Origin of the sequence: Ruegeria pomeroyi DSS-3 (assembly GCF_000011965.2) — a bacterium.
GTDB classification, from domain to species: domain Bacteria; phylum Pseudomonadota; class Alphaproteobacteria; order Rhodobacterales; family Rhodobacteraceae; genus Ruegeria_B; species Ruegeria_B pomeroyi.
Window position 1 is genome coordinate 456,176 of sequence record NC_003911.12, and the last position, 25,289, is coordinate 481,464.

General features: G+C 63.9%; 30 protein-coding genes. 21 read left to right on the plus strand and 9 right to left on the minus strand.

Annotated elements, in window-relative coordinates; translation table 11 throughout:
* Window positions 1-107: 107 nt before the first annotated feature.
* Window positions 108-683: an REP-associated tyrosine transposase gene (locus SPO_RS02250; protein ID WP_011046206.1), complete on the plus strand. Its 576-nt coding sequence runs from the start codon at window positions 108-110 to the stop codon at window positions 681-683.
* A 31-nt stretch (window positions 684-714) separates the two neighbouring features.
* Here the strand turns inward: SPO_RS02250 and ettA are convergent, their stop codons facing one another.
* Complete coding sequence (ettA, locus tag SPO_RS02255) at window positions 715-2,370, minus strand: energy-dependent translational throttle protein EttA (protein WP_030003168.1); 1,656 nt, start codon at window positions 2,368-2,370, stop codon at window positions 715-717.
* A gap of 371 nt (window positions 2,371-2,741) precedes the next feature.
* Here ettA and SPO_RS02260 point away from each other — a divergent pair, with 371 nt between their 5' ends.
* The 3 genes from SPO_RS02260 to SPO_RS02270 all read left to right on the plus strand — a co-directional run bounded on the left by SPO_RS02260 (window position 2,742) and on the right by SPO_RS02270 (window position 4,920).
* Window positions 2,742-3,617 (plus strand): hypothetical protein, encoded by an 876-nt coding sequence (locus SPO_RS02260; RefSeq protein ID WP_144083948.1) that lies wholly within the window; start codon window positions 2,742-2,744, stop codon window positions 3,615-3,617.
* 157 nt (window positions 3,618-3,774) lie between these two features.
* Entirely contained in the window at window positions 3,775-4,245 is a 471-nt protein-coding gene (locus SPO_RS02265; protein WP_044027838.1) for an MOSC domain-containing protein, read from the plus strand.
* Between the two features lie 33 nt (window positions 4,246-4,278).
* On the plus strand, window positions 4,279-4,920 hold the full coding sequence (locus tag SPO_RS02270; protein ID WP_011046210.1) for a nicotinate-nucleotide adenylyltransferase: 642 nt from the start codon (window positions 4,279-4,281) through the stop codon (window positions 4,918-4,920).
* Here SPO_RS02270 and SPO_RS02275 read toward each other — a convergent pair.
* The gene (locus SPO_RS02275; RefSeq protein ID WP_011046211.1) at window positions 4,873-5,700 is read right to left on the minus strand and encodes a DMT family transporter; all 828 of its coding nucleotides are present in this window, start codon (window positions 5,698-5,700) and stop codon (window positions 4,873-4,875) included. The genes SPO_RS02270 and SPO_RS02275 overlap by 48 nt on opposite strands.
* Window positions 5,701-5,784: 84 nt before the next feature.
* On the opposite strand from SPO_RS02275, the gene dacB reads away from it, so the two are divergent.
* Window positions 5,785-7,275: a D-alanyl-D-alanine carboxypeptidase/D-alanyl-D-alanine endopeptidase gene (dacB, locus tag SPO_RS02280; protein ID WP_011046212.1), complete on the plus strand. Its 1,491-nt coding sequence runs from the start codon at window positions 5,785-5,787 to the stop codon at window positions 7,273-7,275.
* A 50-nt stretch (window positions 7,276-7,325) separates the two neighbouring features.
* Here dacB and SPO_RS02285 read toward each other — a convergent pair whose 3' ends face one another.
* Both SPO_RS02285 and dddW read right to left on the minus strand, forming a co-directional pair.
* A complete protein-coding gene (locus SPO_RS02285) occupies window positions 7,326-7,748 on the minus strand; it encodes a tellurite resistance TerB family protein (protein WP_011046213.1) in 423 nt (140 codons plus the stop codon).
* A gap of 92 nt (window positions 7,749-7,840) precedes the next feature.
* Window positions 7,841-8,299 carry a dimethylsulfonioproprionate lyase DddW gene (dddW, locus tag SPO_RS02290; RefSeq protein WP_011046214.1) on the minus strand — a complete coding sequence of 153 codons (459 nt, stop codon included), beginning with the start codon at window positions 8,297-8,299 and terminating at the stop codon, window positions 7,841-7,843.
* Window positions 8,300-8,420: 121 nt separating this feature from the next.
* Between dddW and SPO_RS02295 the strand changes: the two genes are divergently transcribed.
* The 5 genes from SPO_RS02295 (at window position 8,421) to SPO_RS02315 (ending at window position 14,250) form a co-directional block, all read left to right on the plus strand.
* The gene (locus SPO_RS02295) at window positions 8,421-9,275 is read left to right on the plus strand and encodes a LysR substrate-binding domain-containing protein (RefSeq protein WP_230981762.1); all 855 of its coding nucleotides are present in this window, start codon (window positions 8,421-8,423) and stop codon (window positions 9,273-9,275) included.
* Between the two features lie 101 nt (window positions 9,276-9,376).
* Window positions 9,377-10,951 carry a lysine--tRNA ligase gene (locus SPO_RS02300; protein ID WP_044028945.1) on the plus strand — a complete coding sequence of 525 codons (1,575 nt, stop codon included), beginning with the start codon at window positions 9,377-9,379 and terminating at the stop codon, window positions 10,949-10,951.
* 116 nt (window positions 10,952-11,067) lie between these two features.
* A complete protein-coding gene (locus SPO_RS02305; RefSeq protein WP_044028947.1) occupies window positions 11,068-11,370 on the plus strand; it encodes a DUF4389 domain-containing protein in 303 nt (100 codons plus the stop codon).
* A 52-nt stretch (window positions 11,371-11,422) separates the two neighbouring features.
* Window positions 11,423-11,824, plus strand: a complete 402-nt coding sequence (locus SPO_RS02310) for a DUF4864 domain-containing protein (protein WP_011046218.1) — start codon at window positions 11,423-11,425, stop codon at window positions 11,822-11,824.
* 140 nt (window positions 11,825-11,964) lie between these two features.
* A complete protein-coding gene (locus SPO_RS02315; protein ID WP_044027840.1) occupies window positions 11,965-14,250 on the plus strand; it encodes a glycosyl hydrolase family 28-related protein in 2,286 nt (761 codons plus the stop codon).
* Between the two features lie 49 nt (window positions 14,251-14,299).
* On the opposite strand, the gene SPO_RS02320 is transcribed toward SPO_RS02315, so the two are convergent.
* On the minus strand, window positions 14,300-14,965 hold the full coding sequence (locus SPO_RS02320; protein ID WP_044027842.1) for a hypothetical protein: 666 nt from the start codon (window positions 14,963-14,965) through the stop codon (window positions 14,300-14,302).
* Window positions 14,966-15,104: 139 nt separating this feature from the next.
* Here SPO_RS02320 and parA point away from each other — a divergent pair, with 139 nt between their 5' ends.
* The 4 genes from parA (at window position 15,105) to SPO_RS02340 (ending at window position 17,242) form a co-directional block, all read left to right on the plus strand.
* Window positions 15,105-15,734, plus strand: a complete 630-nt coding sequence (parA, locus tag SPO_RS02325; protein ID WP_011046222.1) for a ParA family partition ATPase — start codon at window positions 15,105-15,107, stop codon at window positions 15,732-15,734.
* 49 nt (window positions 15,735-15,783) lie between these two features.
* The gene (locus tag SPO_RS02330; protein WP_011046223.1) at window positions 15,784-16,110 is read left to right on the plus strand and encodes an antibiotic biosynthesis monooxygenase family protein; all 327 of its coding nucleotides are present in this window, start codon (window positions 15,784-15,786) and stop codon (window positions 16,108-16,110) included.
* Window positions 16,111-16,189: 79 nt separating this feature from the next.
* A complete protein-coding gene (locus SPO_RS02335) occupies window positions 16,190-16,597 on the plus strand; it encodes a universal stress protein (protein WP_011046224.1) in 408 nt (135 codons plus the stop codon).
* A gap of 66 nt (window positions 16,598-16,663) precedes the next feature.
* Window positions 16,664-17,242 carry an NYN domain-containing protein gene (locus tag SPO_RS02340; RefSeq protein WP_011046225.1) on the plus strand — a complete coding sequence of 193 codons (579 nt, stop codon included), beginning with the start codon at window positions 16,664-16,666 and terminating at the stop codon, window positions 17,240-17,242.
* On the opposite strand, the gene SPO_RS02345 is transcribed toward SPO_RS02340, so the two are convergent.
* From SPO_RS02345 to phnF, 3 genes are read right to left on the minus strand one after another with little or no spacing between them, the layout of a single operon-like run.
* Window positions 17,239-17,721, minus strand: coding sequence for a HugZ family protein (locus SPO_RS02345; RefSeq protein WP_011046226.1), 483 nt, complete (start codon window positions 17,719-17,721; stop codon window positions 17,239-17,241). The two genes, SPO_RS02340 and SPO_RS02345, sit on opposite strands and share 4 nt — an antisense overlap.
* A gap of 9 nt (window positions 17,722-17,730) precedes the next feature.
* Window positions 17,731-18,510: a formate/nitrite transporter family protein gene (locus SPO_RS02350; protein ID WP_011046227.1), complete on the minus strand. Its 780-nt coding sequence runs from the start codon at window positions 18,508-18,510 to the stop codon at window positions 17,731-17,733.
* Between the two features lie 57 nt (window positions 18,511-18,567).
* Window positions 18,568-19,278, minus strand: coding sequence for a phosphonate metabolism transcriptional regulator PhnF (phnF, locus tag SPO_RS02355; protein ID WP_011046228.1), 711 nt, complete (start codon window positions 19,276-19,278; stop codon window positions 18,568-18,570).
* A gap of 103 nt (window positions 19,279-19,381) precedes the next feature.
* On the opposite strand from phnF, the gene phnG reads away from it, so the two are divergent.
* The 7 genes from phnG (at window position 19,382) to phnN (ending at window position 24,575) form a co-directional block, all read left to right on the plus strand.
* Complete coding sequence (gene phnG, locus SPO_RS02360) at window positions 19,382-19,837, plus strand: phosphonate C-P lyase system protein PhnG (RefSeq protein WP_011046229.1); 456 nt, start codon at window positions 19,382-19,384, stop codon at window positions 19,835-19,837.
* Window positions 19,837-20,412: a phosphonate C-P lyase system protein PhnH gene (gene phnH / locus SPO_RS02365; RefSeq protein WP_044027843.1), complete on the plus strand. Its 576-nt coding sequence runs from the start codon at window positions 19,837-19,839 to the stop codon at window positions 20,410-20,412. Before phnG ends, phnH begins: the two co-directional genes overlap by 1 nt.
* A 3-nt stretch (window positions 20,413-20,415) precedes the next feature.
* Window positions 20,416-21,507: a carbon-phosphorus lyase complex subunit PhnI gene (locus SPO_RS02370; RefSeq protein ID WP_011046231.1), complete on the plus strand. Its 1,092-nt coding sequence runs from the start codon at window positions 20,416-20,418 to the stop codon at window positions 21,505-21,507.
* Window positions 21,508-21,586: 79 nt separating this feature from the next.
* Complete coding sequence (locus SPO_RS02375) at window positions 21,587-22,423, plus strand: alpha-D-ribose 1-methylphosphonate 5-phosphate C-P-lyase PhnJ (protein ID WP_011046232.1); 837 nt, start codon at window positions 21,587-21,589, stop codon at window positions 22,421-22,423.
* A gap of 85 nt (window positions 22,424-22,508) precedes the next feature.
* Window positions 22,509-23,279 (plus strand): phosphonate C-P lyase system protein PhnK, encoded by a 771-nt coding sequence (gene phnK / locus SPO_RS02380; protein ID WP_011046233.1) that lies wholly within the window; start codon window positions 22,509-22,511, stop codon window positions 23,277-23,279.
* Between the two features lie 67 nt (window positions 23,280-23,346).
* Entirely contained in the window at window positions 23,347-24,030 is a 684-nt protein-coding gene (gene phnL / locus SPO_RS02385; RefSeq protein WP_011046234.1) for a phosphonate C-P lyase system protein PhnL, read from the plus strand.
* Window positions 24,027-24,575, plus strand: a complete 549-nt coding sequence (phnN, locus tag SPO_RS02390) for a phosphonate metabolism protein/1,5-bisphosphokinase (PRPP-forming) PhnN (protein ID WP_011046235.1) — start codon at window positions 24,027-24,029, stop codon at window positions 24,573-24,575. Before phnL ends, phnN begins: the two co-directional genes overlap by 4 nt.
* On the opposite strand, the gene SPO_RS02395 is transcribed toward phnN, so the two are convergent.
* Window positions 24,557-25,240: a DUF1045 domain-containing protein gene (locus SPO_RS02395; protein ID WP_011046236.1), complete on the minus strand. Its 684-nt coding sequence runs from the start codon at window positions 25,238-25,240 to the stop codon at window positions 24,557-24,559. The genes phnN and SPO_RS02395 overlap by 19 nt on opposite strands.
* Between the last annotated feature and the right edge of the window lie 49 nt (window positions 25,241-25,289).

Here is a 25,289-nt window from a genome sequence, read left to right on the forward strand (position 1 = left end):
CCCTCTCCCAAACATTCTGAAATCGCGCTGGACGACTGTCGATGCTGAGACAGTCTAGGGAAGAATGTGTTCAAAATATGTTAACCTCTGGCTGACAGAGTTCGCGGATGTCGATCTATGTCAGGCCCAGGGTGCCCGGCGCCACGATTTTCTTTACCGTGACGCTGGCCAACAAGGGGAGCGGATTGCTCACCGATCAAATCGGCCTGCTGCGCACGACGGTTTGGCAAACGCGAAGGGAGCGCCCGTTCCACATCGACGCCTGGGTGGTGCTGCCGGATCACCTGCATGCTGTCTGGACGCTGCCGCGCGGAGATACGGATTTTTCGACCCGCTGGGGCGCGATCAAGGCACGGTTTACCATGGGTGTTCGTAAGGCGGGCTTCAGCCCGCCGCCCGATCTGCCTGTGGTGCGGTCTGGAAGATATGCCGGGCTGAAGCCCGGCTTACGTTCAGAAAAACGTGAAGCCGGCGTTTGGCAGAGGCGATTCTGGGAGCATCACATCAGAGGGCCGGACGAGTATTTGGCGGCAGTTTCGTTCTGTCACAACGATCCGGTAAAGCATGGATTGGTCACGGATGCCAAGGCGTGGCCGTTTTCCACTGTGCATCGCAAAATGCAGACCTCCGGAGAGATGTGTAGGGCGGGCTTCAGCCCGCCTTCTGTCGTTGGGCCGGGCTAAAGCCCGGCCTACTGGCGTACTCAGCTTGGACCTATCGCACGAACTTCTTGTGCTTCAACCGCTTGGGTTCCAGGGCGTCAGGGCCCAGGCGGCGTTTCTTGTCCTCTTCATAATCCTCGAAGTTGCCTTCGAACCATTCCACATGGGCGTCGCCCTCGAAGGCGAGGATATGGGTGCAGATGCGGTCGAGGAAGAAGCGGTCGTGCGAAATGACCACGGCGCAGCCGGCGAAATCGACCAGCGCGTCTTCGAGCGCGCGCAGGGTTTCGACGTCGAGGTCGTTGGTCGGTTCGTCAAGCAGGAGGACGTTGCCGCCCTCTTTCAAGAGCCGCGCCATGTGCACGCGGTTGCGCTCGCCGCCCGAAAGCAGCGAGACCTTCTTCTGCTGGTCGCCGCCCTTGAAGTTGAAGGACGAGCAATAGGCGCGGCTGTTCACCTGGGCATCGCCCAGCTGGATGATCTCGGCGCCGCCGGTGATCGCCTCCCACACGGTATCGCCATCCTTCAGATCGTCGCGCGACTGATCGACATAGGAGAGCTTGACCGTATCGCCGATCTCGATGCTGCCGGCGTCGGGTTGTTCCTGCCCGGTGATCATCTTGAACAGCGTTGATTTACCGGCGCCGTTGGGGCCGATGACGCCGACGATACCGCCGGGGGGCAGCGAGAAGTCGAGGCCCTCGATCAGCTGCTTGTCGCCCATGTGTTTCGAAAGGCCCTCGACCTCGATCACCTTGGAGCCCAGGCGCGGGCCGTTGGGGATGACGATCTGGGCGCGGCCGACCTTTTCCCGTTCGGACTGGTTGGCCATCTCGTTATAGGCTTGGATCCGGGCCTTGGATTTAGCCTGGCGCGCCTTTTGGCCCTGCCGCATCCATTCCAGTTCGCGTTCCAGCGTCTTTTGCTTGGCCTTGTCCTCGCGCGCTTCCTGCTCCAGGCGCTTGGCCTTCTGCTCGAGCCAAGCGGAATAGTTGCCCTCGTAAGGGATGCCGCGGCCGCGGTCGAGTTCCAGGATCCAGCCGGTGATGCTGTCCAGGAAATAGCGGTCGTGCGTGACGATCAGGATGGTGCCCTTGTAGTCGATCAGGTGCTGTTGCAGCCAGGCGATGGTTTCGGCGTCCAGGTGGTTGGTCGGTTCGTCGAGCAGCAGCATGTCGGGCGCTTCGAGCAGGAGTTTGCACAGCGCCACCCGGCGGCGTTCCCCGCCCGAGAGGCTTTCCACATTGGCATCGTCAGGCGGGCAGCGCAGCGCTTCCATCGAGACGTCGATCTGGCTGTCGAGATCCCACAGGTTCTCGGCGTCGATCTGGTCTTGCAGGCTGGCCATCTCGTCGGCGGTCTCGTCGCTGTAGTTCATCGCCAGCTCGTTATAGCGGTCGAGGATGTCCTTCTTGGCCTTGACCCCCAGCATGACATTCTCGCGCACGGTCAGGTTCGGGTCGAGATGCGGTTCCTGCGGGAGGTATCCGACCTTTGCGCCCTCGGCGGCCCAGGCCTCGCCGGTGAAGTCCTTGTCGAGGCCGGCCATGATCTTCATCAGAGTGGATTTACCGGCGCCGTTGACGCCGACGACGCCGATCTTGACCCCCGGCAGGAAGCTCAGGTGAATGTTCTCGAAGCATTTCTTGCCACCGGGGTAGCTCTTGGAAACACCCTGCATGTGGTAGACATATTGATAGGCGGCCATCGGTCGACTCCGGTTGGTAATTCTGTTTGCAGGCCCTGTTACAGAAACATCTGTCGCGGGACAATGCGCCAGCGTCTGCGCGCTGGTTGGAGGGGCCAAATCGGGGCGAAATCGAATCATTCAGCCGTCTAATGCTGCCGGGGAGTTACTTTGGGGGCACAACCCAGCGTAGCTTTTCCGCGGCAAAGCACAGTCTGAAATGAGCGTGCATATACCAGCGGGCGAGTCCTTTTCCCGAGATTCCCCTAAGTATTCATAATTTGATATATGTCATATTAAAAATATACAAAAATGTTAATATTTCCGCTGTTAGGGCTTTGGTTCCACCAGATTTAGGCGCCAAAGGACATATTAAGTGGGGGAAAACGAATATGACTTGTGACTCTGTAAAGTGGACTTTGACCTCTGGCGACGTGACCGTCGAGGTGATCGCGACCGACGACGGTTTTGGCAACATCACGTTCACCTACGAGCTGGTGAGCGGGATTGCCGACCTGAACGGGTTCTTCATCGACATCGGAAATGACGGCGGGGATATCTCGAAGCTGTCCGGTGGCAACAACATGAAGGGCAGCGACAGCGACGGCGACAGGCTGGACGGGTTCGACATCGCCGAAGAGATCGGCACCGTCGGCGGCAATGACGAGGACACGACCTCGGGGACGCTGACCTTTACGATGGCCGAACTGGGCATTTCCAGTCTGGCGGAGCTGGCCGATGCCGAAATTGGCATTCGCGCCACCAGCGTGGGCGAGGATCGCGAGGATAGTCTGAAACTGGCCGATACCGGTACATATTGCCCGGTCGAGCCGCCCAGCGATGACGACTTCCCGGAATGGGGACAGGATATTTCGCATGTGGTGTTCGTGTTCAACCAGACCGTGGGCGACACCAGCGGCGATGGCTATTACACGATCAAGGTGGACTACACCGATGCGTTGGTTGCGGCCCAGGGCAATGATCTGGACGATTATATCGACGATTTCCTGTTCGCGCTGATCAATGACGACACCAATGTTCCGTTCCTTGAGCCGGACGCGGACCTGATGGGCGTGGTGATCAAGGGCGGGTTGCAAACGACCGAGTATTACGCCTACGGCGATTACAATACCAACGGGACCGACCCAGATCCGCTGCCCGCCGGCATCGGCTTTGCGCTGCCGGGTGACAAGGGGACGGTGGACCCGGTCAACGAGATCGACCTTGCTCTCTCGGTCGACGACAGCGGCGACTTCATCTTTGCCTGATCCGCATGTAGCGGGTTTGGCTGCTGCATCTGGGCCCCGACCGGAAACGGTCGGGGCCTTTTTCTTGGCGGTGCCGGGCTTGTGATTTGCGCGGGATGGTTCCGCTTGTTTGAAGCAAGTCGTAGCGTGAGTTGTGCCACCGCAGCGGAGAAGAGTGATGACCGACCTGCAAACACTGATCGCGGGCTGGGCGCAGCCGGGGCGGGTCGGCTGGATCGGGCTCAGGCCCGAGCGGCGCGCGGCGCTGATCGCGGTTGACGAGGGTCTTGTCGGGCTTGACGGTCTGGCGGGCGATCACGGGCGGCCCGGCAAGCGGGCGGTAACGCTGGTGCAGGGCGAACATCTGGGTGCCATCGGCGCCTATCTGGGGCGCGGGGCAGTGTCGCCCTTGGATCTGCGGCGCAACATCGTGGTCGAGGGGATCAACCTGTCCGCGCTCAAGGGTCGCGCGGTGCGGGTGGGCGGTGCGGTTCTGCGCCTGAGCGTGATCTGTGCGCCCTGTTCGCGGATGGAAGAGACATTCGGCACCGGCGGCTATTCGGCGGTGCGCGGGCATGGCGGCTGGTGTGCCGAAGTGCTGGAGCCGGGGTTGATCAAGTTGGGCGATCCGGTGCGGCCTGCCGATTGACAAGGCGCTGCGCAGGCGCCAAGCAAGACGTTCATGAGGCAGGGTTTTCCATATGCGCGGCCCGGACAGGTGATCGGGCTGTTCGGCGGATCGTTTGATCCGCCGCATGCGGGCCATGTACATGTGACGCGCGAGGCGCTGAAGATGTTCGGGCTGGACCGGGTCTGGTGGCTGGTGACCCCGGGCAACCCGCTCAAAGCGCACGGACCCGCGCCGCTGGACCGGCGTATGGAGGCGGCGCGTGCGATGATGCGACACCCCCGGGTCGATGTCACCGATATCGAGGCGCATCTGGGCACGCGGGTGACGGCGGATACGATCGCGGCGCTCAGACGGATTTATCCGCGGGTGCGCTTCGTCTGGCTGATGGGGGCCGACAACCTGGCGCAGCTGCACCGCTGGAAGGATTGGCGGCAGATCATCGAGACTGTGCCGGTAGGCGTGCTGGCGCGGCCGGGCGACCGCATCTCGGCCCGGATGTCACCGGCGGCGCGGGCCTATGCGCCCTATCGCATCGATGGGCAGGCGCGGCACCTGCTGGGTCGGGCCGAAGCGCCGGCCTGGTGTTTCGTCAATGTGCCGATGGTCGATGTCAGCTCGACCCGGATTCGGGCGGCTGGCGGCTGGTCAGCGGCGCAGCAGGGCCGAGGCCAGACCGGCACCCAGGACCAGTGACAGCCCGGCCCAGGTCCACAGATCGGGTAGGTCGCCGAACACCGCCCAGCCCAGGCCTGTCGCCGCCGCCAACTGGAAATAGACCAGCGGGGCCAGACGGGTTGCCGGGGCACGGGCATAGGCCACCAGCAACAGCAGGTTACCCAGCATCGAGCCGAGCGCGCTGGCCAGCGTCAGCGCCGCCACCTGTGGTGAGAAGGAGGGCAGCGCCGACAGGCCAAAGGGCATCAGCACCAGCCCGGCAATGGCCAGCTGTGTGAGGCTGAGCGCGAGTGGCGAGCCAAGCGGGCTGAGCCAGCGCGATGCGGTTAGGAAACCGCCATAGAAACACCCCGCCAGCAGCGCCAGCAGCAGGCCGGGCGAGCCGCCAAACCCCGGGCGAACGACCAGCAGCACGCCCCCGAACCCGAGCAGCATCAGCGCGCTGCGCAGCATGGTGACAGGCTCTCGCAGCAGCAGGGCCGAGAGGGCATAGCTGAGGATCGGCCCGACAAAGAAGGCGGCAAAGACATTGGCCAGCGGCTCGGTCCTGAGGGCGGATTGGATCGACAGGATGCCCCCCGCAAGCAGCAGCGCCCGGAACCAGATGCGCCAATTGGCCAGCAGGCGCCAGGCGGCAGCGGGCACAAAGGGCATCAGCATCAGCAGTCCCAGGGCAAAGCGGGACCAGGCCACATAGATCGGTGCGGCTCCATAGGTGCCGGTCAGCAGCTTGCCCGCCATATCCCCCGCGGGGATCAGCGACATGGCGATGAACATGATTCCGATGGCGCGGCCCATGCCTGCGCCGTAACATGATGAAAGCGGGGGCGAAATGCGAAACCACCGCTTGTGCGGCGCGGGTCACTGGGTTTTTATTGCACCATGGTTGAAGCGATTTCCAGACGTGTTTTCCTGGCGGGGCTTGGCGCGGCGCTGAGCCATTCGGCGGCCTATGCCGAGGCGCCCGCATTGTCGCTGCGCCCGCCGCTCAGACTCAAGGATGCGCGAGCGCTTGCTGGCCCCGAGGCGGTATTGTCGGGATCGGGCCTGTCGGGGCGGGTTGCGTTTGCCGTTGCCGATGCCGAGACCGGGCTGGAGCTGGAAACGGTCGAGCCGGGTCTTGCCTTGCCCCCGGCGAGTGTCGCCAAGGCGCTGACTGCGCTTTACGCATTGGAGACGCTGGGGCCGTCCCACCGGTTCCGGACTCGGGTGCTGGCAGATGGGCCGGTCGAGAACGGGGTGCTCAAGGGCGATCTGATCCTGGCGGGCGGGGGTGATCCGACACTCGATACCGACGCCTTGGCCGCGCTGGTGCGGGCGCTGAAGGAGAGCGGCCTGCGCGAAGTGCGCGGCGCCTTCAAGGTCTATGACGGGTCACTGCCCGAGGTGTTCAGCATTGACCCCGAACAGCCCGAGCATGTGGGCTATAGCCCGGCGGTGTCGGGTATCGCGCTGAACTTCAATCGGGTGCATTTCGAGTGGAAGCGGGCGGGCAAGGGCTGGTCCGTCAGTATGGATGCGCGCAGCGCCAAGATCAGGCCCGCCGTGGCGATCGCCGAGATGAAGGTCGTGAGCCGGGCGCTGCCGATCTATACCTACGAGCAGCGTCAGCGCATCGACAGCTGGACCGTGGCCAGTCAGGCGTTGGGGCAGGACGGTTCGCGGTGGCTGCCGGTGCGAAAGCCGGCGCTTTATGCCGGCGATGTGTTGCAGACGCTGGCGCGGTCAAACGGTATCGTATTGGGCCGGGTCGAGGTGGTGAAGTCCCTGCCCGGAGGGGCACGGACGCTGGTTCATCATGACAGCGCGCCGCTTGAAGATATTCTGCGCGACATGCTGAAATACTCCACCAACCTGACGGCAGAGATGGTGGGGTTGGCGGCGACGGTTGCGCGGGGCAAGCGCCCGGCCACTCTGCGCGCCTCGGCGGAGGAGATGTCGGTCTGGGCGGCAGAGCGGTATGGGTTGCGCGGCTCGCGGCTGGTTGATCATTCTGGGTTGGGGGATGCGTCGCGGATGACGGCGCGGGACCTGGTGGCGATCCTGGTGCAGGCGGGCAAGACCGGGCGGCTGCCCCGAATGCTGAAGGATATCCCGATGCGGGATCAGAAGGGGCGTGTGGTAAAAGGGCATCCGATCAAGGTGGCAGCCAAGACCGGGACGCTGAATTTCGTCTCGGGGCTGGGAGGCTTCATGACCGCCGCGGATGGCACGGTGCTGGCCTTTGCAATTTTGACCGCTGATCCAGACCGGCGCGCGGCGATCCCGCCGGAGGACCGCGAGCGCCCAGAGGGCGCGCGCGGCTGGAATGCGCGGTCGAAGAAATTGCAACAGGCACTGATCGAGCGATGGGGCGCGATCTACGGCAGTTGAGGTGCCGGGCCGCTCGTCAAGCCCTGGCGGGCTTTCCTCGCGATTGGGCCTCAGACCACGTGACGGGCGCGGGCACCGCGCTCGATGGCGGCGGCATGCAACCGGTCGATATTGAGCTCGTAGCGGATTTCTTCGAGCAGACGCAGCTCGGTCTCGGCCAGGGTACCGTCGGCGGCGGCCACATCGCAGGCCAGCGCATAGGCGGTTTCAAACAGGCGTTCGGGAAGGTTGTCACGCACCAGCCCAAAGAGTGCGTCGAGCCCGTCCTCTTGTTCAAACAGGTCGAACACCACCTGACTGACCCGCTTCATCCGGTCGATGTCGTAATCGGCAAAGACCGGCAGCATGTTCACTGCCGACTGGATCTTGACCAGTTCGGCAGTGCGGATGTTTTCGTCCGAGGCGGAGACCGCCATCATGATCGCGACCAGGCAATCCTGCGGGGTCATCGGGTGGGTCGGTTGCTCGGTCATGATCTGTCCTGCCAGAGGGGTTTCGTTGGAGGGCAGGATAGGGATGGCGCGCGGGGGGTTCAACTCCCCGTGCGCTACCGGGTTTGCGGCAATCAGGCGCTGGCGGTGAACCGATATTCGATCGCTTCGAAGCTGGCAGAGGCAAAGCCATAGGCAAAGCGCAGACCTTCGGGACCGGCAACCGTGCCATGTTCCGCATCGCCGGGAATATAGAGCGCGACACCTGCGCGGATCTCGTGCGGCACGCCGTCGATGGTTACGATGCCCGAACCCTCGAGGCCCAGATAGAACTCGGGCGGGGTATGGCGGTGGGGGCGCAACTGGTGGCCGGGGCCGAATTCGGCGATGCCCAGCACCATGTCGCGCGGCGCGGCCTCGGTGCCGTTGATCAGGGTCCGCCAGCGCACCTCGCCATAGGTGGGGTCGGTGCCACCCGACAGTGGCACGTTTTCGGCGTCAATGGCATGGGGGGGGTGCGGCAGGTTGCCGGGCTGGTGCAGCGAAGTCGCCGCAGTCAGATCGGTTGCGAAACTGTCGAGCATGGCGGTCATGATGGGCTCCTTTGTGCTTGGGGTCAGTTAGTCGCTCTTGCAGGGGGGGCGCAATCGCGTAAAACTGCATCAGATTATACGATGAGGTTATGATATGGAGCGTTTGCCAAGCTTCTCCGGCTTGACTGCATTCTACGCGGCCGCGCGTCGCGGCACGCTGACCGCGGCAGCGGCAGAGCTGAACGTGTCGCAACCCGCGGTCTCGCGCCGGATCGCGATGCTGGAGGCGGATTTGGGCAGTCCGCTGTTCGATCGCAGTCACAAACCGGTGCGTATGACCCAGTCAGGCCGGGACCTGCTGCGGGCTTTGCAAGGTGGGTTCGGCCAGATCGAGGCGGCGGTTGCCCAAATCCGGCAAGCGGCGCAGGGCAAGGTGGTGACCGTGACTGCGCCGTCGGGCTTTGTCGCCTTTTGGCTGATTCCGCAGCTGGGGGAACTGGAGGCTGCTTTCGAGGATGTGACCATCCGGATCATAAGTCAGGAGTATGGTGAGGCGACCCGACCAGGCGATATCGCCATCCGGTTCGGGCTGCCCGAGGATGGCACAGAGAGGCGGTTGCTGGGGGACGGTGTGTTCCCGGCGGCCAGCCCGCTCTATCTGGATCGCCGCGAGATGAGCGGCAGCGACTATGATTTCGCCCGCATGACTCTGCTGACGATGGAATCGGCGCGCAGCCAGTGGCATGACTGGCCAAGCTGGTTTCGCTCGGTCGGGATGAGCATGCCGCAGAAGGCCCGGGTGCTGGACTTCAGCTCTTATGCAATGCTGGTCAATGCGGCCTTGGCAGGGCAGGGGGTTTGCCTGTGCTGGGACGGGGTGCTGGACCGGTTTCTGGAGGCTGGCGCGCTGGTGCGCCTGGAAGGTCCCGAAGCGGTGTCCTCGCGCGGTTATTTCATGGCGGCGCGCGAGGGGTTGGCGGCCGCCCCGCATGTTCGCGGGATCCTGGGCTGGATCCTTGAAAAAAGTCACAAATAGCGCGGTTTGGCGCCAGCATTTATTGACTCATGCTGCACTGGCACAATAGGACAGCCGGGCCGGGCGCATGGGGCGCCCTTCCTTCCCCGATGGAGACCGACATGTCCAACTCGCGTGAACTCGCACTTGCGTCCAAGGCCTGGCCCTTTGAAGAAGCGCGGCGGGTGCTCAAACGCTATGAGAAGGCGCCGCCGGAGAAGGGATATGTTCTGTTCGAGACCGGTTATGGCCCCTCGGGTCTGCCCCATATCGGCACATTCGGCGAGGTGGCGCGCACCACGATGATCCGCCGCGCGTTCCACGAGATCAGCGATATTCCGACCCGGCTGATCTGTTTCTCGGACGATCTGGACGGGATGCGCAAGGTGCCGGGCAACGTGCCCAACCAGGACATGCTGCGCGAGCATCTGCAAAAGCCGCTGACCTCGGTGCCCGATCCGTTCGGCACCCATGAGAGCTTTGGCCATCACAACAACGCCATGCTGCGGCGGTTTCTCGATACGTTCGGGTTCGAGTACGAGTTCTATTCGGCGACCGAGTTCTACAGGTCCGGCCAGTTCGACGAGATCCTGCTGCGCGCCGCGGAACGTTATGACGACATCATGAAGATCATGCTGAAGTCGCTGCGCGAGGAGCGGCAGCAGACCTATTCGATTTTCCTGCCGATCCACCCCGAGACGGGGCGGGTTCTGTATGTGCCGATGAAAGAGGTGAACGCCAAGGACGGCACCATCACCTTTGACGACGAGGACGGGCGCGAATGGACGCTGCCGGTGACGGGCGGCAACGTGAAATTGCAGTGGAAGCCCGATTTCGGCGCGCGCTGGGCGGCGCTGGGCGTCGATTTCGAGATGTACGGCAAGGATCACTCGACCAACACGCCGATCTATGACGGCATCTGCCGGGTGCTGGGCGTGCCCGCGCCCGAGCATTTCACCTATGAGCTGTTTCTGGACGAGAATGGGCAGAAGATTTCCAAGTCGAGCGGCAACGGGGTGAGCATCGACGAATGGCTGACCTATGCCAGCTCGGAAAGCCTTGCCTATTTCATGTATCAGAAGCCGAAGACCGCCAAGCGGATGTATTTCGATGTGATCCCCAAGGCGGTGGACGAGTATCACCAGCAACTGCGCGCCTATCCGACCCAGGATCTGGCGGCGCAGCTGAACAACCCGGTGTGGCATATCCACGGCGGCGATGTGCCTGCCTCGACCCTGATCGTGCCGTTCGGGATGCTGTTGAACCTGGCCAGCGTGTCGGGAGCCGAGGACAAGGAGGCGCTGTGGGGCTTCATCCGCCGCTATGCGCCCGAGGCCAGCGCCGAGAGCCATCCCGATCTGGATCAGGCGGCCGGGTTTGCGGTGCGCTACTTCAACGATTTCGTCAAGCCGACGCGGGTCTACCGGGCGCCGATCGAGGTCGAGCGCGAGGCGCTGGAGGAGCTGCGCGCGCAACTGGCCGCCTATGACGGGCCGGTCGAGGATGAGGCGCTGCAATCCATCGTCTATGCGGTGGGCCGCGACCGGTTCGACCCGCTGCGCGCCTGGTTCGGTGCGCTTTACGAGGTGCTGCTGGGCGCGTCTCAGGGCCCGCGCTTTGGCGGGTTCATCGCGCTTTACGGCATTCCCGAGACCATCGCGCTGATCGACAAGGCGCTGGCGGGCGAGCTGGTCTGAGCCAACCCTCATCAGCTCCTTGCGGAGCTTCTTCGGAAGGATGGCGGTGCCCGCTGGCGGGCGCCGCCATCTGTGATACTCTGTTTCTGACAAGAGGCGTGGAGGTCGGTGTGACGATACCCGATGAAGACAAGTTTCAGGGCCGGATACATGGTGAACGGCCCGAGCCGAAGGATCCCGAAAACCTGTGGTGGCGGCTGCTGCACATGATCCTGATCGCGATAATGATCAATCTGGCCCAGACCATTCTGGCGGTGGTTACGGTGGTGCAATTCATCATCATGGCCGTCAGCAAAAGCCAGCCGAACGAACGGCTTGCCGATTTCGGCACCGACCTGGGCATCTGGATCGCCAAGGCGGCGCGGTTTCAGACTGCGGCCAGCAATGTCAAACCCTGGCCCTGGACCGATCTGGACTGATCCGGCGGGCCTTGCGCTTCGTATCACTCCTCAGGGAAAGAGGAGACACAACATGCGTCAACTTCTGTTCATACTGGCCTGTTGTGTCGGTCTGGTTGGTCCGGCCCAGGCCCAGAGCGATGAGATCAAGGCTGTGATCGGCAATCAGATCGAAGCCTTTCTGGCCGATGATTTCGCGACCGCGTTCACCTTTGCCAGTCCGATGATTCGCGAGATTTTCAGAACGCCCGAGAATTTCGGTTCCATGGTGCGCAACGGCTATCCCATGGTCTGGCGTCCCGCGGAAATCCGTTACCTGGGTTTAGAGGAGCGCGAGGGTACCCTGTGGCAACTGGTGCGGGTGACCGATCGGCAGGGCCTTGCCCACGTGCTTGCCTACCAGATGGTTAACCTGGAAAGTGGCTGGAAGATCAACGCGGTTCAAGTTCTGGAGACACCGCCCCCCTCGGTTTGAGGCAACGTCACCGTCACGGTGCTATGAGCCGGGATTAATCCCTTTGTTCTACCCATTTGGCGCGTTCGGGTGCGGCCCGGACCCGTCACATGAAAGCGCGCTGGCAGGTCGTCAGTGGCGCGATTGGGAAAGGGATTTGTATGAACAAGGCAATCACCGACGGCATCAACTTCATGCCGCCCGCCTTTCAGCTGGGGCTGAATGTGTGGTCGAGCGGCGACGGCACGCCGGGGTCGGATACCTATGATGGGGCGCCGAATGCGGCCTTTGTTCCGGCGGATGCCGATTTTGGCGGCTGCCTGGAATTGCAGAAGACCGCATCGGTTCAGAAGCTGCGCTATATGGGGCAGACGCCCTTGCAGCCGGGCTGTTACCTGCAGATCAAGGTCCGGATCAAGGCGATCAGTGGCAACCTGCCCAGCGTTCGGGTCGCCGGGTGGGCCGGTGCGGCAGGCGGTGCGCATGTCGGCGGCGTGACGGAACAGGGGCCCTCGACCACGCTGACCAGCTATGGCGATGTGGTCGAGGTGACGGGCATCGTGGGATCCGGCAATCGCGGCGGTGTCGACATGGTCTGGGGGGCGTCGGCGCTCTATGGTCATTTCGGCCTCGATCTCGAAGGGTCGAATGGCGGCATCGTGCGGATCGACGATATCGAGATCACCGATATCACCGGCGCGTTCCTGCGTGACATGCTGAGCCAGGTCGATGTCCGTGATTACGGTGCGGTGGGCGATGGGGTCACCGACGACTCGGCCGCATTCGAGGCCGCCGATAGCGCAGCCGGAGGGCGCCGCGTTTTCGTGCCGGGCGGAACTTATTTCCTGGGGCAGACGGTCAGCCTGGCATCGGAGATCGATTTCGAGGGCACGGTGACGATGCCTGTCGACAAGATGCTGCTGTTGACCAAGAATTTTGATCTTCCGACCTATATCGCGGCCTTTGGTGACGAGGAAACCGCCTTTCGCAAGGCGTTTCAGGCGCTGCTGAACGGGTCGGATCACGAATCGCTGGACATGGGCGGGCGCAATGTGTCGGTCACCGCGCCGATCGACATGCAGGCGGCTGTTCCAAACCGGACCAGTTTCTCGACCCGACGGGTGATCCGCAACGGGCAGCTGGTGGCGGTGGCGGGTCCCGCTTGGGATACCGATACCTTTATCTCGCAGGCGACATATGACCCCAATGACGCGCGTAAGCTGAACAACGTGACGAATATCGCCAATATTCCGGTGGGTTCCTTGGTGACGGGAGCGGGTGTCGGGCGCGAAATCTATGTGCGCTCGAAAAACGTGGGGGCCGGTGAGATCACACTGAACGCGCCGCTCTATGATGCGGCAGGCACCCAGGTCTTCACCTTCCGCAGCTTCAAATACATGCTGGATTTCAGCGGCTTCAGCTCGCTGTCGAAGTTCAACATGCAGAACATCGAGTTCCAGTGTAACACCCATTGCAGCGCGATCCGGCTGGCTCCGTACGGCGCTACATTCGCGCTTTACGATTGTTTTATCAGTCGGCCAAAGGATCGTGGAATCACCTCGATCGGTGGTGGCTGTCAGGGCATGCTGATCGACGGGTGCCAGTTTCTCTCGTCGGAAGAGGCGCTGAACGTGCCGGACCGCAGCAGCATCGGGTTCAACACCAATGCCAACGACGTCAAGCTGCGCCATTGCCGGGCGACCCGGTTCCGTCATTTTGCCGTCATGGCGGGGCAGAACCATATGATCCTGGGCAACCACTTCTTTCAGGGCGATGCCGTTGACAACGGGCCGCGCACAGCGGGTATCGTACTGATCGGGACTTACTCGAGCGCGACTTTTGCCGAGAACTATGTCGACAATTGCAGCCTGGAATGGACTAACGAACAAGACCCGAACCCTGACTTCAATGGCGGATTCTCGTTCAGCGCGCTGAGCATCACCGACAATATCTTTTTGTCGGGCGAGGTGGCGCCCTGGTTCAGCTATATCGTGATCAAGCCGCATGGGGTTGGCCATTTCATCAATGGCATGACAGTCACCGGCAACAAGTTCCGCTCGATCAATGGATACATCGACCGGGCCGAGCGGGTCGACACCAGTTTCTCGGGGCTGAATTTCGATCGGACCCGGGATCTGATCTATCAGGGGAACACCTATCATGGGGTCAGCACGCGCAGCGCCAACCCCCTGCGGCTGGAGGTGGACCAGACCAGCGCATCGGACAACTGGCTGATCAATACCGATGCAACCTTGCCGTTCGGGGCCGAGACGCGCGGAGTCGATGCTGTGGTGCCACAGGGGCCGCTGCGGGAATCGGGGGGTGCGGTTGCCTATTTGGCGCCTTATGCCCAGGTGCAGCAGGGGACCAATCAGGATCAATTGCGCCTGCGTTGGAGCGAGCCTGTTTCCGGGACGGTGTTTGTGACAGTCCGGGCCGACAAATAGGCCTGTCGGAGGAGGAGTATCGGGGCCGCGTTTGCGGCCCCATTTTTGTTCAGAACTCGCGCCAGAGGCTGAACTTGATATTGAGGCTGCCCGGCAGGTCGGATTTGCGTTCCAGACCCAGGACCCATGTCCTGCCTTTGCTGCCCTCGATCAGCAGCGATGGCGTGATGGTCCAGAACAGCGGGTGGCCCGGCACATACGCGGTTTCAACCTGTAACATCGGGTCGATTCGCCGTGCGGTTGACAGGCCTGCGGTCATATCAAGCTTGAATATGTTGGTCTTGGTGCCGCTGCGCCGCTCCCACCCGGTGTCCACCGCCAGCCAGCCATTGCCCCAGCGGGTTTCCAGCCCCTTGCCATAGGACAGGGTGAGTTTGCCCATCGGCGCCCAGTCGCCCAGCCAGTGATGGGCGCCCAAACCCAGCTCGGCTGCAAACCGGCCCTTGGTGCCCAAGTCCCAGAGCGGATAGCGTGCAAAGATCAGGGCGTGTCCGGCAAGGCCTGGTTGTTCGTTGATGTCGATGCCAAGTGTCAGCCGTTCGGCCATGCCCCATTCGGCATAGGCGGTTGTCTTGTAATCATAGGCCCCCTGAAACCGATAGAGCGTGACCGAAGCAGACGTGAACCCATGACCCTTTTCGCGCAGCCAAGCCCCTGCCGCCGCCGGGCAAGCGGCAGTCATGCAGATCCACAAGGCAATCAGCAGGCGGCCCATTCCGCACCCTCCGTCACAAGCTTCGCGGAGCTTGGTTAACGATTGGTTAGTGCGGTTGTGCCGCAGGGTGGCTGTGGTTTTGCCGTTGTGAACCGGCGGCCGGGCGCTATGCTGCGATGCAGCATGGGAGAGTCGCCGCATGGGACATGTCATCACGGTCGCACAGCAGAAGGGCGGGTCGGGCAAGACCACGCTGGCGGTGAACCTGGCCGTTGCCTTCATGCGCGCGGGCAGGCGCGTGGCGCTGATGGATACCGATCCGCAGGGGTCGGCGGGTCGCTGGTTCATGGCGCGGCTCGAGGCGGGTGGCGATCCGGGGCTGGAATTCTCGACCGCTTCGGCCTGGGGTGTCAGCTACGAGGTGCGCAAACTGGCCAAGGACCATGACATCGTCATCATCGACACCCCGCCCAAGGCCGACAGCGACCTGCGCCCGGCCCTGCGCGAGGCCGATCTGGTGCTGATCCCGGTGGCGACCTCGCATCTGGATCTCTGGGCGGTGGAAATGGTGCTTTATCTGGCCGAGCGTGAGGACAAGCCGGCCCTGATGGTGATGACCCGCAACCGCCCCGGTACCCGGCTGGCGCAGGATGTGGCGGCCAAGGCGCAAGAGTTGAACGCCGAGCTGGCGCAAGCGGCGCTGGCAAACCGTGTGACCTATGCCGAAACGCTGGGCCACGGCCGCGCTGCGCTGGAGGCGCCCAAAGGGCCCGCTCATGCCGAAGTAACTGGTTTGATGCGGGAAATCGAAATCGCGCTGGGGTTATGAGGGCGCGCAACCTGTGCTAGGCTGGTCCTGCATTCGCAGGAGAAACGCCATGCCCAAGATCGCCAAAGCCGCACCGGTACAGACCGTCATCACGACCTTTGAAATGACGCCCGGCACCTGTCAGGACCTGCTCGAGGCGCTGACCGAGGCCTATGCCGATTTCATCTCGAAACAACCCGGGTTTGTCGCCGCCGGCCTGCATGTGAACGATGCTCAGACCCGCATCGCCAACTACTCGCAATGGCAGCGGCGCGAGGACTTCCTGGCCATGCTTCGAACCCCGGAAATGCGCGAGCGCAATCGGCGCATCAACGAGATGTGCAAGAGTTTCGAACCGGTGATGTATGAGGTGGCCGAAACCTTCGACGGCAACTGAACCGGGGGGTGATCTGGATCAAGGATTGCGGGCCGGAGCCGGGGCATTCTGTCGCCATTCCCAAACGGAGGCGCGACACATGTATCACAACATCCTTGTTCCGATCTCGTTCGATGCCGAACGCGACGTATCCGGCCCGCTGAAACTGGCGCAGCTGCTGGCCACGCCCGAGGCACGGGTCACCCTGCTGCACGTGGTCGAACATATCCCTGCCTATGCGATCTCGTATATGCCGACCGACTATCTGGCCGAGGCGCGCAAGGCGCTCAAGAAGGAGCTCGATGCGCTGGCCGCCCAGTTGCCCAACGCCACCGGCGTGCTGATCGAAGGGCATTCGGGCCGCTCGATTCTGGACTGGGCCGAGACCAACAATCCCGACCTGATCATCATCTCGTCACATCGCCCCGGCATGCAGGATCTGCTGCTGGGATCGACCGCGACTCAGGTGGTGCGCCACGCGCAATGTGCTGTGCATGTGGTGCGCTGAGCAAAGCGGCCGAAGCGCATGAATAATTCTTGATAAGGGAGAGTAACGAGAGGATAACCTCACCATATGGTTGTTTCTCTCGTTCTTCTTGCCGGCTCGCTGCTTTTGCTTGGGTGGTCCTTGCTGACCTTCGGGTCGATCCTGACACCAGCCCTGTTGGTGGCGGCGCTGGGCGTGGTCGTCGGGGTCGTCCTGGTGCTGCGCTTCAGATTGCGCGCGGCGCCGGTCTGGATCGTGATCGACGGATCGAACGTGCTCTATTGGCGCGACGAGACACCCAACCTGCACACGGTACGCCAATGTGTCGAAGGGTTGGTGCGCAATGGCTGGACCCCGCTTTTGTGGTTCGATGCCAATGTTGGCTATCTGGTCGGCTCGCAATACATGGGCCCGCACGAGTTGTCGCGCGCGCTGCGCTATCCGGCATCCCATATCAATGTGGCACCCAAGGGCACTCCGGCGGATCCTCTGCTGATCGAGCAGGCCGGTGATCTGGGCGCACGGATCGTCACCAATGACCGCTTTCGCGATTGGGTCGAGACCTATCCGCAGGTCGCTGATGCGGGTCTGTTCCTGCGCGGCAGCGCCTCGGATCAGGGCGTGTCGCTCCGTTTCGCCGAGGAGCCGGCGCGCAAGCGGGCCTAGGTCGAAAGATCCTCGGCACTCAACCGCACCGCCTTGCCGAAACCGGCGTTCAGCAGGCCATCGGCAACGGCAAAACGGACAAAGCGGAAATCGCCGAAATCGGCATAAAGCCCGGCCTTGGGCCGCAGCATCAGGTAGCGGGCGCGCAGGGCGTCATGTTCGGGCGTGCCGCGAGGGATCAGTTGCGCGGAACAATGCAGGGTCAGGCGCGGATGGGTCAGCGGATCGCCCTTCGCGCCGGGCTCTCCGATCAGCAGGGCGCAGGCGGGGGTCGCCTCCAGGGCGGCGGTATGGGCGGCAAGGGATGAGACCAGCGAGACGGGCATGCCCTGCGCATCGGTGGCCAGCGAGATGCGGCTGACCGAGGGGGCAAGGCCGCCCGGTTGCAGCACCGCCAGCGCGCCATGTCGTGCGGAGTCGATCAGGGCGCGGGCCTGGGCGCGGGTTTTGGCATCGGCGGGCAGATAGGGGTCGGTCATGGCCGGTCGCTATCGCAGATAGGCAAAGCGATAGGCCAGCGCCACGCCGCCCGCCCCGCCCAGGATATTGCCCAGCGTGACCCAGAACAGATTGGCCAGTGCCGCGCCTGGCGTCACCTCGGCCCCGGCCAGCATGCCCTGGGGGATCAGGTACATATTGGCCACCGAGTGTTCGAGCCCCAGCAGCACAAAGGCGGAAATCGGCCAGAGAATGGCCAGGATCTTGCCCGCTGCCGTGCGCGCCGCAAAGGTCAGCCAGACCGCGAGGCAGACCATCGCATTGCACAGCACCCCGCGCATGAAGGCCGCGCCGGGGTCCAGCGCCGCCTTGCCGCGTGCGATGGCCTGCGCGGTGTCGCCCATCAGCCCGTCCAAAAGGCCGGTCAGAGCAAAAGCCAGCGCCAGCCCGACCGCCCCCAGCAGGTTGCCCAGATAGACCAGCCCCCAGTTGCGCAACAGCGCGGCGAGGGTGATCCGCCGGTCCACCGCCGCCATCACCATCAGCGCATTGCCGGTGAACAGCTCGGCACCGCCGACAATGACGAGGATCAGCCCCAATGAAAACACCACTCCGCCCAGGAAGCGCGCCGGGCCAAAGCCTGTATCCGCGCCTGTCATCACCATCGTATAGGCCGCGCCGCCAAAGCCGATGAAGGCACCCGCCAGTACCGCCAGCGTCAGCGTCTGCGCGGCGCCAAGCCCGGCCTTGGCCACGCCTGCGGTTTCCACCAGACGGGCGATTTCGGCGGGTTTATAGGCGTCGAGCCCGGTGGGGTTGGCATCACTCATACCATACAGCCTAGCCCCGGCTGGTGCCGCTGTACATTGACCCCGATCAAGGAGCGCTCAGTCCTCGCCCAGTGTCAGCGTCACCCGGTCGCCGGCAAACCAGGTGCGGCCATATTCCACCGGACGCCCGTCGGGGTCCACATTCACCCCGGTCGAGAACATCAGCGGCGCCCCCTCGTTCAGCCTCAGATGCAGCGCCTGGGTGGCATTGGCTGGTCGCGCGGTCAGGCGGGTCGAGACCCGGGTAAAATCAGCCACCCCCAGCCGTTGCAGGGCGGCGGTGACAGAGCGTGTTTCGGTCAGTACCTCGGGCAGGCCGGGAAAACGGGCGGCAGGAAACACGCTCTGGAACACGGCGATGGGTTGGCCATCGGCGAGCGAAAGCCCGTCATAGACATGCACCTGCGCGCCTGCGGGCAGGGCCAGCGCCTCGGACTCGGTGCTATCGGCGGCGCGGGTGGTCAGCGCCAGGATGCGCTTGCCGGGGATGCGGCCTCCGGCGGCGATGTTCTTGTGAAACCGCACCCGTTTGCCGATCGCGTAATCGGTGGGCCGGGCTGCGACAAAGACGCCGGCGCCACGCCGGGCATGGACCAATCCCTGATCCGCAAGATCGGCCAGCGCCCGGCGCACCGTGTGCCGGTTGACCCCATGGGTCGCGGCCAGCTGTGCCTCGGTCGGCAGCCGGTCGCCTTCGCCATAGCGGCCCTCGGCAATGTCCTCGGTCAGGCTCAGCGCGATGGTCTTCCAGACGGGGATGCGGCTCATGTCATCAAAACTTCATGGTTGCATGGATTGCGGGGCGTGGGCTGACGCGCTAATATTTGTCTAGTTGTATAGTGAATGTAGACAACCGGGCCAAGAGGCTTTTATGGCAGAACAAGAGAAAGAGACGGCGGCGCGGCAGGGCTGGATGGGCCTTTTGGCGCGTGCGCCCGAGGCGATGCTGATGGCACTGTGGAACCGGGTCGAGGAGCGCCCCGCGTTCGACTGGCTGCGCGCGCCCGAAACCGGTGGCGTGATGGTGCGCGGCCGCGCCGGCGGCACCGGCGCCCCCTTCAACCTGGGTGAGATGACGGTGACCCGCTGCGCCTTGGCGCTGGCTGATGGCACGGTGGGGCATGCCTATGTCCAGGGTCGCTCGCGTGCCAAGGCCGAGGCGGCGGCGCTGATCGACGCGCTGATGCAGACCGCCGCCGCCGACACCATCCGCGCCTTGGTTCTGGACCCGCTGGCGGCGCAGATGGCCGAGCGCTCAGAGGGCCGCGCCGCGCGCGCAGCCGCCACCAAGGTCGAGTTTTTCACGCTGGTCAGAGGAGAGGATTGATGGACGGATCAAGCCTTTATGCAGGTGGCTTTCGCGACGCGCCTGTCGACGCGGCGCATGCCTTTCGCGCCGCGATGAGCGCCATGGCGCGCCCCGGTGATATTCGCCGGATCGCCGGTGCCGAACCACCCGCGCCGCTTTCTGTTGCGGCGGGCACGCTGCTGCTGACACTTTGCGACCCGGAAACGCGGGTGCATCTGGCCGGGGCGGTGGACACGGACGCGGTGCGCCAATGGCTGAGCTTTCACACCGGCGCGCCACTGGTCGATGCGGCAGAGGCCGATTTTGCGCTGGGCAGCTGGGCCGACCTGATGCCGCTGTCGCGCTACCGGATCGGTACGCCGGAATATCCCGACCGGTCGGCCGCGCTGATCGTCGAATGCGACGCATTGGAGAACACCGGTGCGGTGCTGAGCGGCCCGGGCATCCGCGACACCGCCCGCCTGTCGTTGCCGGATGTGGACACTCTGAAGGGCAACGCGATTCTATACCCGCTGGGCTGCGATTTCTTCTTCACCTGTGGCGACCGGGTTGCGGCCCTGCCGCGCAGTACCACCATCGTGGCGGAGGGTTAGGCCATGTATGTTGCCGTCAAAGGGGGCGAGCGCGCCATCGAGAACGCCCATGCCTGGCTGGCCGAAGAGCGGCGGGGAGATACGTCGGTCGCAGAACTTTCCCTTGCCCAGATTCGCGAACAACTGAGCCTTGCGGTGAACCGGGTGATGGCCGAGGGCTCGCTTTATGATCCCGACCTGGCCGCGCTGGCGATAAAGCAGGCGCGCGGCGATCTGATCGAGGCGATCTTTCTGATCCGCGCCTATCGCACCACCCTGCCGCGCTTTGGTGCAAGCCGGGCGGTGGATACCGGCGCGATGGCCTGCGACCGGCGCATCTCGGCCACGTTCAAGGACGCGCCCGGCGGGCAAGTGCTGGGGCCGACCTTCGACTACACCCATCGCCTGCTGGATTTCAAACTGGCCGCCGAGGGCGACGTTCCACCCGCGCCAAGCGCCCCCCCGCGCCGGGAACCCACACCGCATATCACCGAGTTCCTGGGTCAGGAGGGGTTGATCCAGCCCGAACCCGTGAGCGACGCGGTGCCGGGCGACCTGACCCGCGAGCCGCTGGAATTTCCTGCCGACCGCGCCCTGCGCCTGCAATCGCTGGCGCGCGGCGACGAGGGGTTTGTGCTGGGCATGGCCTATTCCACCCAGCGTGGTTATGCCCGCAACCACGCCTTTGTGGGCGAATTGCGCATCGGGCGGGTCACGGTCGAGATGGAGGTCCCCGAACTGGGCTTTGCCATCGAGATCGGCGAGTTGGAGCTGACGGAATGCGAGACGGTCAACCAGTTCAAGGGGTCAAAGACCGAACCGCCGCAGTTCACCCGCGGTTACGGGCTGGTCTTTGGCCAGTCCGAGCGCAAGGCGATCTCGATGGCGCTGGTCGACCGCGCCCTGCGCTGGAAGGAGCTGGGCGAGGACAATCTGGGCGCCCCGGCGCAGGACGAGGAATTTGTGCTGAGCCATAGCGACAACATCCAGGCGACCGGGTTCCTGGAGCATATCAAGCTGCCTCATTACGTCGATTTCCAGTCGGAACTGGAACTGGTCCGCAAGCTGCGCCGCGAGGCGGAAGAGCGGATCGTGCATCGGGAGGCGGCGGAATGATCGCGCCGCTCTTCAAGCCCTTGCGGGCTTTCATCGCGAAGACGCCCGATCGGGCGAATGAGCAGACGGGAAGGAAGCCATGACCGAGCAAGCCTATAACTTTGCCTATCTCGACGAACAGACCAAGCGGATGATCCGCCGCGCCATCCTCAAGGGACTGGCGGTGCCGGGATACCAGGTGCCCTTCGCCAGCCGCGAGATGCCGATGCCCTATGGCTGGGGCACCGGGGGCGTGCAGGTCTCGGCCGCGACGCTGACGCCCGATGACCGGTTGAAGGTGATCGACCAGGGCGCTGACGACACCACCAACGCGGTGTCGATCCGCAAGTTCTTTGAGCGCACGGCAGGGGTGGCCACGACCGAGGCAACGCAGGAGGCGACGGTGATCCAGACCCGCCATCGCATCCCCGAGGCAGAGCTGACCGAAGATCAGATCTTGGTCTATCAGGTGCCGATCCCCGAACCGCTGCGCTTTCTGGAACCGCGCGAGACCGAGACCCGCAAGATGCACAGCCTGCAGGAATACGGGCTGATGCATGTGAAGCTATACGAGGATATCAGCCAGCATGGCGCGATCTCGACCGCCTATGCCTATCCGGTGCGGGTGGCCGAGCGCTATGTGATGGACCCCTCGCCAATCCCCAAGTTCGACAACCCCAAGATGGAGATGGCGGCGATCCAGCTCTTCGGAGCCGGGCGCGAGCAGCGCATCTATGCGGTGCCGCCCTATACCCGCGTCGTAAGTCTCGATTTCGAAGACTACCCGTTCGAGGCGACCAAGGCCGAGCATCCCTGTGACCTGTGCGGTGCCGAAGACAGCTATCTGGACGAGGTGATCATGGACGATGCGGGCGGGCGGATGTTCGTCTGTTCCGACACTGATTACTGCCGGTCGCGCCGCGAGGCGGCGGCATGAGCGCGTCGGTTGGAGCGGGTGAAAAAATTTCGACGAAATTTTTTGGACAGGATTTCGGAGAAATCCTGGGCGCGGGAGGTGAGGGATGAGCCCCTTGTTGGAGGTGCGGGGAATCGAAAAGCGCTATGGTGCGCGGATCGGCTGCACCAATGTGAGTTTCGATCTCTACCCCGGCGAGGTGATGGGGATCGTGGGTGAAAGCGGCTCGGGCAAGTCGACGCTGCTCAATTGTCTGGCGGGTCATCTGGTGCCCGATGCGGGGCAGGTGATCTTTGACACCCGCCATACGGGGCCGGTGGATACGGTCACCATGTCGGAACCCGAGCGGCGGATGCTGTCGCGCACGGACTGGGCCTTTGTGCATCAGCATGCCCGCGACGGGCTGCGCATGTCGGTCTCGGCGGGCGGCAATATCGGTGAACGGCTGATGGCGGTGGGGGATCGGCATTATGGCCGCATCCGCGCCTCCGCGCTCGATTGGCTGGACCGCGTCGAGATCGACGGCGCCCGGATCGACGACCGGCCCACGGCTTTTTCCGGCGGCATGCAGCAGCGCTTGCAGATCGCGCGAAACCTGGTGACAGGTCCCCGGCTGGTGTTCATGGACGAACCCACCGGCGGCCTCGACGTGAGTGTACAGGCGCGTCTTCTGGACCTCTTGCGCGGATTGGTGCGGCGGATGGGTTTGAGCGCCATCATCGTCACCCACGATCTGGCGGTGGTGCGCCTGCTGGCCGACCGGCTGATGGTGATGAAGGACGGGCGCGTGGTCGAAAGCGGGCTGACCGATCAGGTGCTGGACGATCCGCAGCATGGCTATACCCAACTGCTGGTGTCGAGTGTGTTGCAGGTTTGAGGGGGCGCTGCCCCCGCGCCTTTGGCGCTCCCCCGGAGTATTTGGGGCGAAATGAAAGGGAATTGGGATGATCGACATCCGTGACGTCAGCAAGAGTTTCACCCTGCACAATCAGGGCAGCGCGGTGATCCGTGTGATGGAGGGGGCCTCGTTGCATGTGGCGCCAGGCGAATGCGTGGCGCTGACCGGTGCGTCGGGGGCGGGCAAGTCCACCCTGATGCGGGTGATCTATGGCAATTACCTCGCGGCCTCCGGCTCTGTCCTTGTGGGTGGGCTGGACGTGGTCCAAGCCGAGCCGCGCGAGATTCTGCAGCTGCGCCGTGAGGTACTGGGCTATGTCAGCCAGTTCCTGCGGGTGGTGCCACGGGTGCCGACGGTCGAGGTTGTGGCCGAGCCGCTCCTGGCGTTGGGCGCCGACCCGGATGCAGCGCGGGCGCGGGCCGAGGCGCTGCTGAGCCGGCTCAACATCCCCGAGCGGCTCTGGAAACTGAGCCCCACCACCTTCTCAGGCGGCGAGCAACAGCGCGTGAACATCGCGCGTGGCTTTGCCCATGCCTATCCGGCGCTGTTGCTGGATGAACCGACGGCGAGCCTGGATGCGGCGAACCGCGCGGTGGTGCTGGAACTGATCGAGGAAGCCAAGGCGCGCGGGGCGGCGATCGTGGGTATCTTTCACGATGTCGAGGCACGGGCGCGGGTCTGTGACCGGGTGGTCGATGTCTCGGCCTTTACCCCGGGGGCGGCCGCATGACCCAGGTGCCGGTGATCGCGGTGGTGGGGCCTTCGGGCGTGGGCAAGGACAGCGTGATGACGGCGCTGGCCACGCGCGATCCCCGGGTGCACCTGATCCGCAGGGTGATCACTCGGCCCGAGGACGCGGGAGGAGAGGCCTTCACCGGCGTCTCACGACAGGAGTTCGAGGCAATGCGCGCTGCTGGTGCCTTTGCGCTCAGCTGGGAGGCGCATGGGTTGTGCTATGGCGTGCCGATGCCTTCGGAGGTGAAACAGGCCGATGCGCGCGCGCTGCTGGTCAACCTCTCGCGCGGCGTGTTGTTGCGCGCGCAAGAGGTGTTCCACCCCTTTGCGGTTCTGTCGCTGACAGCGCGCCCCGAGGTTCTGGCCGCGCGGCTGGCCGCGCGCGGTCGCGAGGATGCGGCGGAACAGGCGCGCCGTCTGGGCCGGGCGGGCATGGCCCTGCCCGAAGGGGTGCGCCGGGTCATCACGGTCGACAATTCAGGCCCGCTCGAACGCACCGTCGATGCGGTTCTGGCCCATCTTCAGCGGGAAAGCGCGTAGCGATGGATCAGGTGAAACCGGCCATCCCCGGCCTCTCCCACCAGGGCCAGATCAGCGAGTGTGAAGGGCACCGGCAGCAACGGTCCGAGGCGCCGTTGCAACAGCGTCTGCGCCTGCATCAGCATGTCATCGTCCAGCCGGCCGGTCAGGGTGATGTGAAAGCGGAACTGGTCGAGCACATAGGGGTAACCCCAGCTGAGCAGATGCGCGTCCTGCTCCGGGCTCAGCCTTGCGGCGCGACGGCGCACCAGCTCTTGCGGCGTGGCAGGCGCGCGAAACGGGTCCAGCTCGGTCACGCAGGCCGCCGCCAGCGCGTTCAGCGCGCCAAGCTCCCCCACCGGGCGCAGCGCCAGGAACCGGCCCAGCCGGGCGATTTCCAACCCGTCCAGCGTCACCGCCGGACGGCTGGCCGCCAGTGTTGCGCAAGCCCGGCGCAGCGCATCGACGTCCTGCCCCTCGGCCAGACGAAAGGGCGGTTTCATAGTGGCGTGCAGCCCATATTTGCGCGGTGTCGCGGTCAGCGCGGCAACGTCCAGACCGGTTTCGGCAGGATGCGCCAGCTCTTGCCCGGTTTCGACATCCCAGCCCAGCCAGGATGCGCCGAACCCTGCCCAGGCTTCGGATGCGGGGGGCAGGAAATAGATCGCGTATCGCAAGAAAGTCACCTTGGCCTCCTGTTGTGTGGCCCGTTCCATAGCTCAAACAATGTGAAGT

Coding starts and splice junctions, on each gene's coding strand:
- SPO_RS02250 (WP_011046206.1), top strand. CDS start 108: ATGTCGATCTATGTCAGGCCCAGGGTGCCCGGCGCCACGATTTTCTTT.
- ettA (WP_030003168.1), bottom strand. CDS start 2,370: ATGGCCGCCTATCAATATGTCTACCACATGCAGGGTGTTTCCAAGAGC.
- SPO_RS02260 (WP_144083948.1), top strand. CDS start 2,742: ATGACTTGTGACTCTGTAAAGTGGACTTTGACCTCTGGCGACGTGACC.
- SPO_RS02265 (WP_044027838.1), top strand. CDS start 3,775: ATGACCGACCTGCAAACACTGATCGCGGGCTGGGCGCAGCCGGGGCGG.
- SPO_RS02270 (WP_011046210.1), top strand. CDS start 4,279: ATGAGGCAGGGTTTTCCATATGCGCGGCCCGGACAGGTGATCGGGCTG.
- SPO_RS02275 (WP_011046211.1), bottom strand. CDS start 5,700: ATGGGCCGCGCCATCGGAATCATGTTCATCGCCATGTCGCTGATCCCC.
- dacB (WP_011046212.1), top strand. CDS start 5,785: ATGGTTGAAGCGATTTCCAGACGTGTTTTCCTGGCGGGGCTTGGCGCG.
- SPO_RS02285 (WP_011046213.1), bottom strand. CDS start 7,748: ATGACCGAGCAACCGACCCACCCGATGACCCCGCAGGATTGCCTGGTC.
- dddW (WP_011046214.1), bottom strand. CDS start 8,299: ATGACCGCCATGCTCGACAGTTTCGCAACCGATCTGACTGCGGCGACT.
- SPO_RS02300 (WP_044028945.1), top strand. CDS start 9,377: ATGTCCAACTCGCGTGAACTCGCACTTGCGTCCAAGGCCTGGCCCTTT.
- SPO_RS02310 (WP_011046218.1), top strand. CDS start 11,423: ATGCGTCAACTTCTGTTCATACTGGCCTGTTGTGTCGGTCTGGTTGGT.
- SPO_RS02315 (WP_044027840.1), top strand. CDS start 11,965: ATGAACAAGGCAATCACCGACGGCATCAACTTCATGCCGCCCGCCTTT.
- SPO_RS02320 (WP_044027842.1), bottom strand. CDS start 14,965: ATGGGCCGCCTGCTGATTGCCTTGTGGATCTGCATGACTGCCGCTTGC.
- parA (WP_011046222.1), top strand. CDS start 15,105: ATGGGACATGTCATCACGGTCGCACAGCAGAAGGGCGGGTCGGGCAAG.
- SPO_RS02330 (WP_011046223.1), top strand. CDS start 15,784: ATGCCCAAGATCGCCAAAGCCGCACCGGTACAGACCGTCATCACGACC.
- SPO_RS02335 (WP_011046224.1), top strand. CDS start 16,190: ATGTATCACAACATCCTTGTTCCGATCTCGTTCGATGCCGAACGCGAC.
- SPO_RS02340 (WP_011046225.1), top strand. CDS start 16,664: ATGGTTGTTTCTCTCGTTCTTCTTGCCGGCTCGCTGCTTTTGCTTGGG.
- SPO_RS02345 (WP_011046226.1), bottom strand. CDS start 17,721: ATGACCGACCCCTATCTGCCCGCCGATGCCAAAACCCGCGCCCAGGCC.
- SPO_RS02350 (WP_011046227.1), bottom strand. CDS start 18,510: ATGAGTGATGCCAACCCCACCGGGCTCGACGCCTATAAACCCGCCGAA.
- phnF (WP_011046228.1), bottom strand. CDS start 19,278: ATGAGCCGCATCCCCGTCTGGAAGACCATCGCGCTGAGCCTGACCGAG.
- phnG (WP_011046229.1), top strand. CDS start 19,382: ATGGCAGAACAAGAGAAAGAGACGGCGGCGCGGCAGGGCTGGATGGGC.
- phnH (WP_044027843.1), top strand. CDS start 19,837: ATGGACGGATCAAGCCTTTATGCAGGTGGCTTTCGCGACGCGCCTGTC.
- SPO_RS02370 (WP_011046231.1), top strand. CDS start 20,416: ATGTATGTTGCCGTCAAAGGGGGCGAGCGCGCCATCGAGAACGCCCAT.
- SPO_RS02375 (WP_011046232.1), top strand. CDS start 21,587: ATGACCGAGCAAGCCTATAACTTTGCCTATCTCGACGAACAGACCAAG.
- phnK (WP_011046233.1), top strand. CDS start 22,509: ATGAGCCCCTTGTTGGAGGTGCGGGGAATCGAAAAGCGCTATGGTGCG.
- phnL (WP_011046234.1), top strand. CDS start 23,347: ATGATCGACATCCGTGACGTCAGCAAGAGTTTCACCCTGCACAATCAG.
- phnN (WP_011046235.1), top strand. CDS start 24,027: ATGACCCAGGTGCCGGTGATCGCGGTGGTGGGGCCTTCGGGCGTGGGC.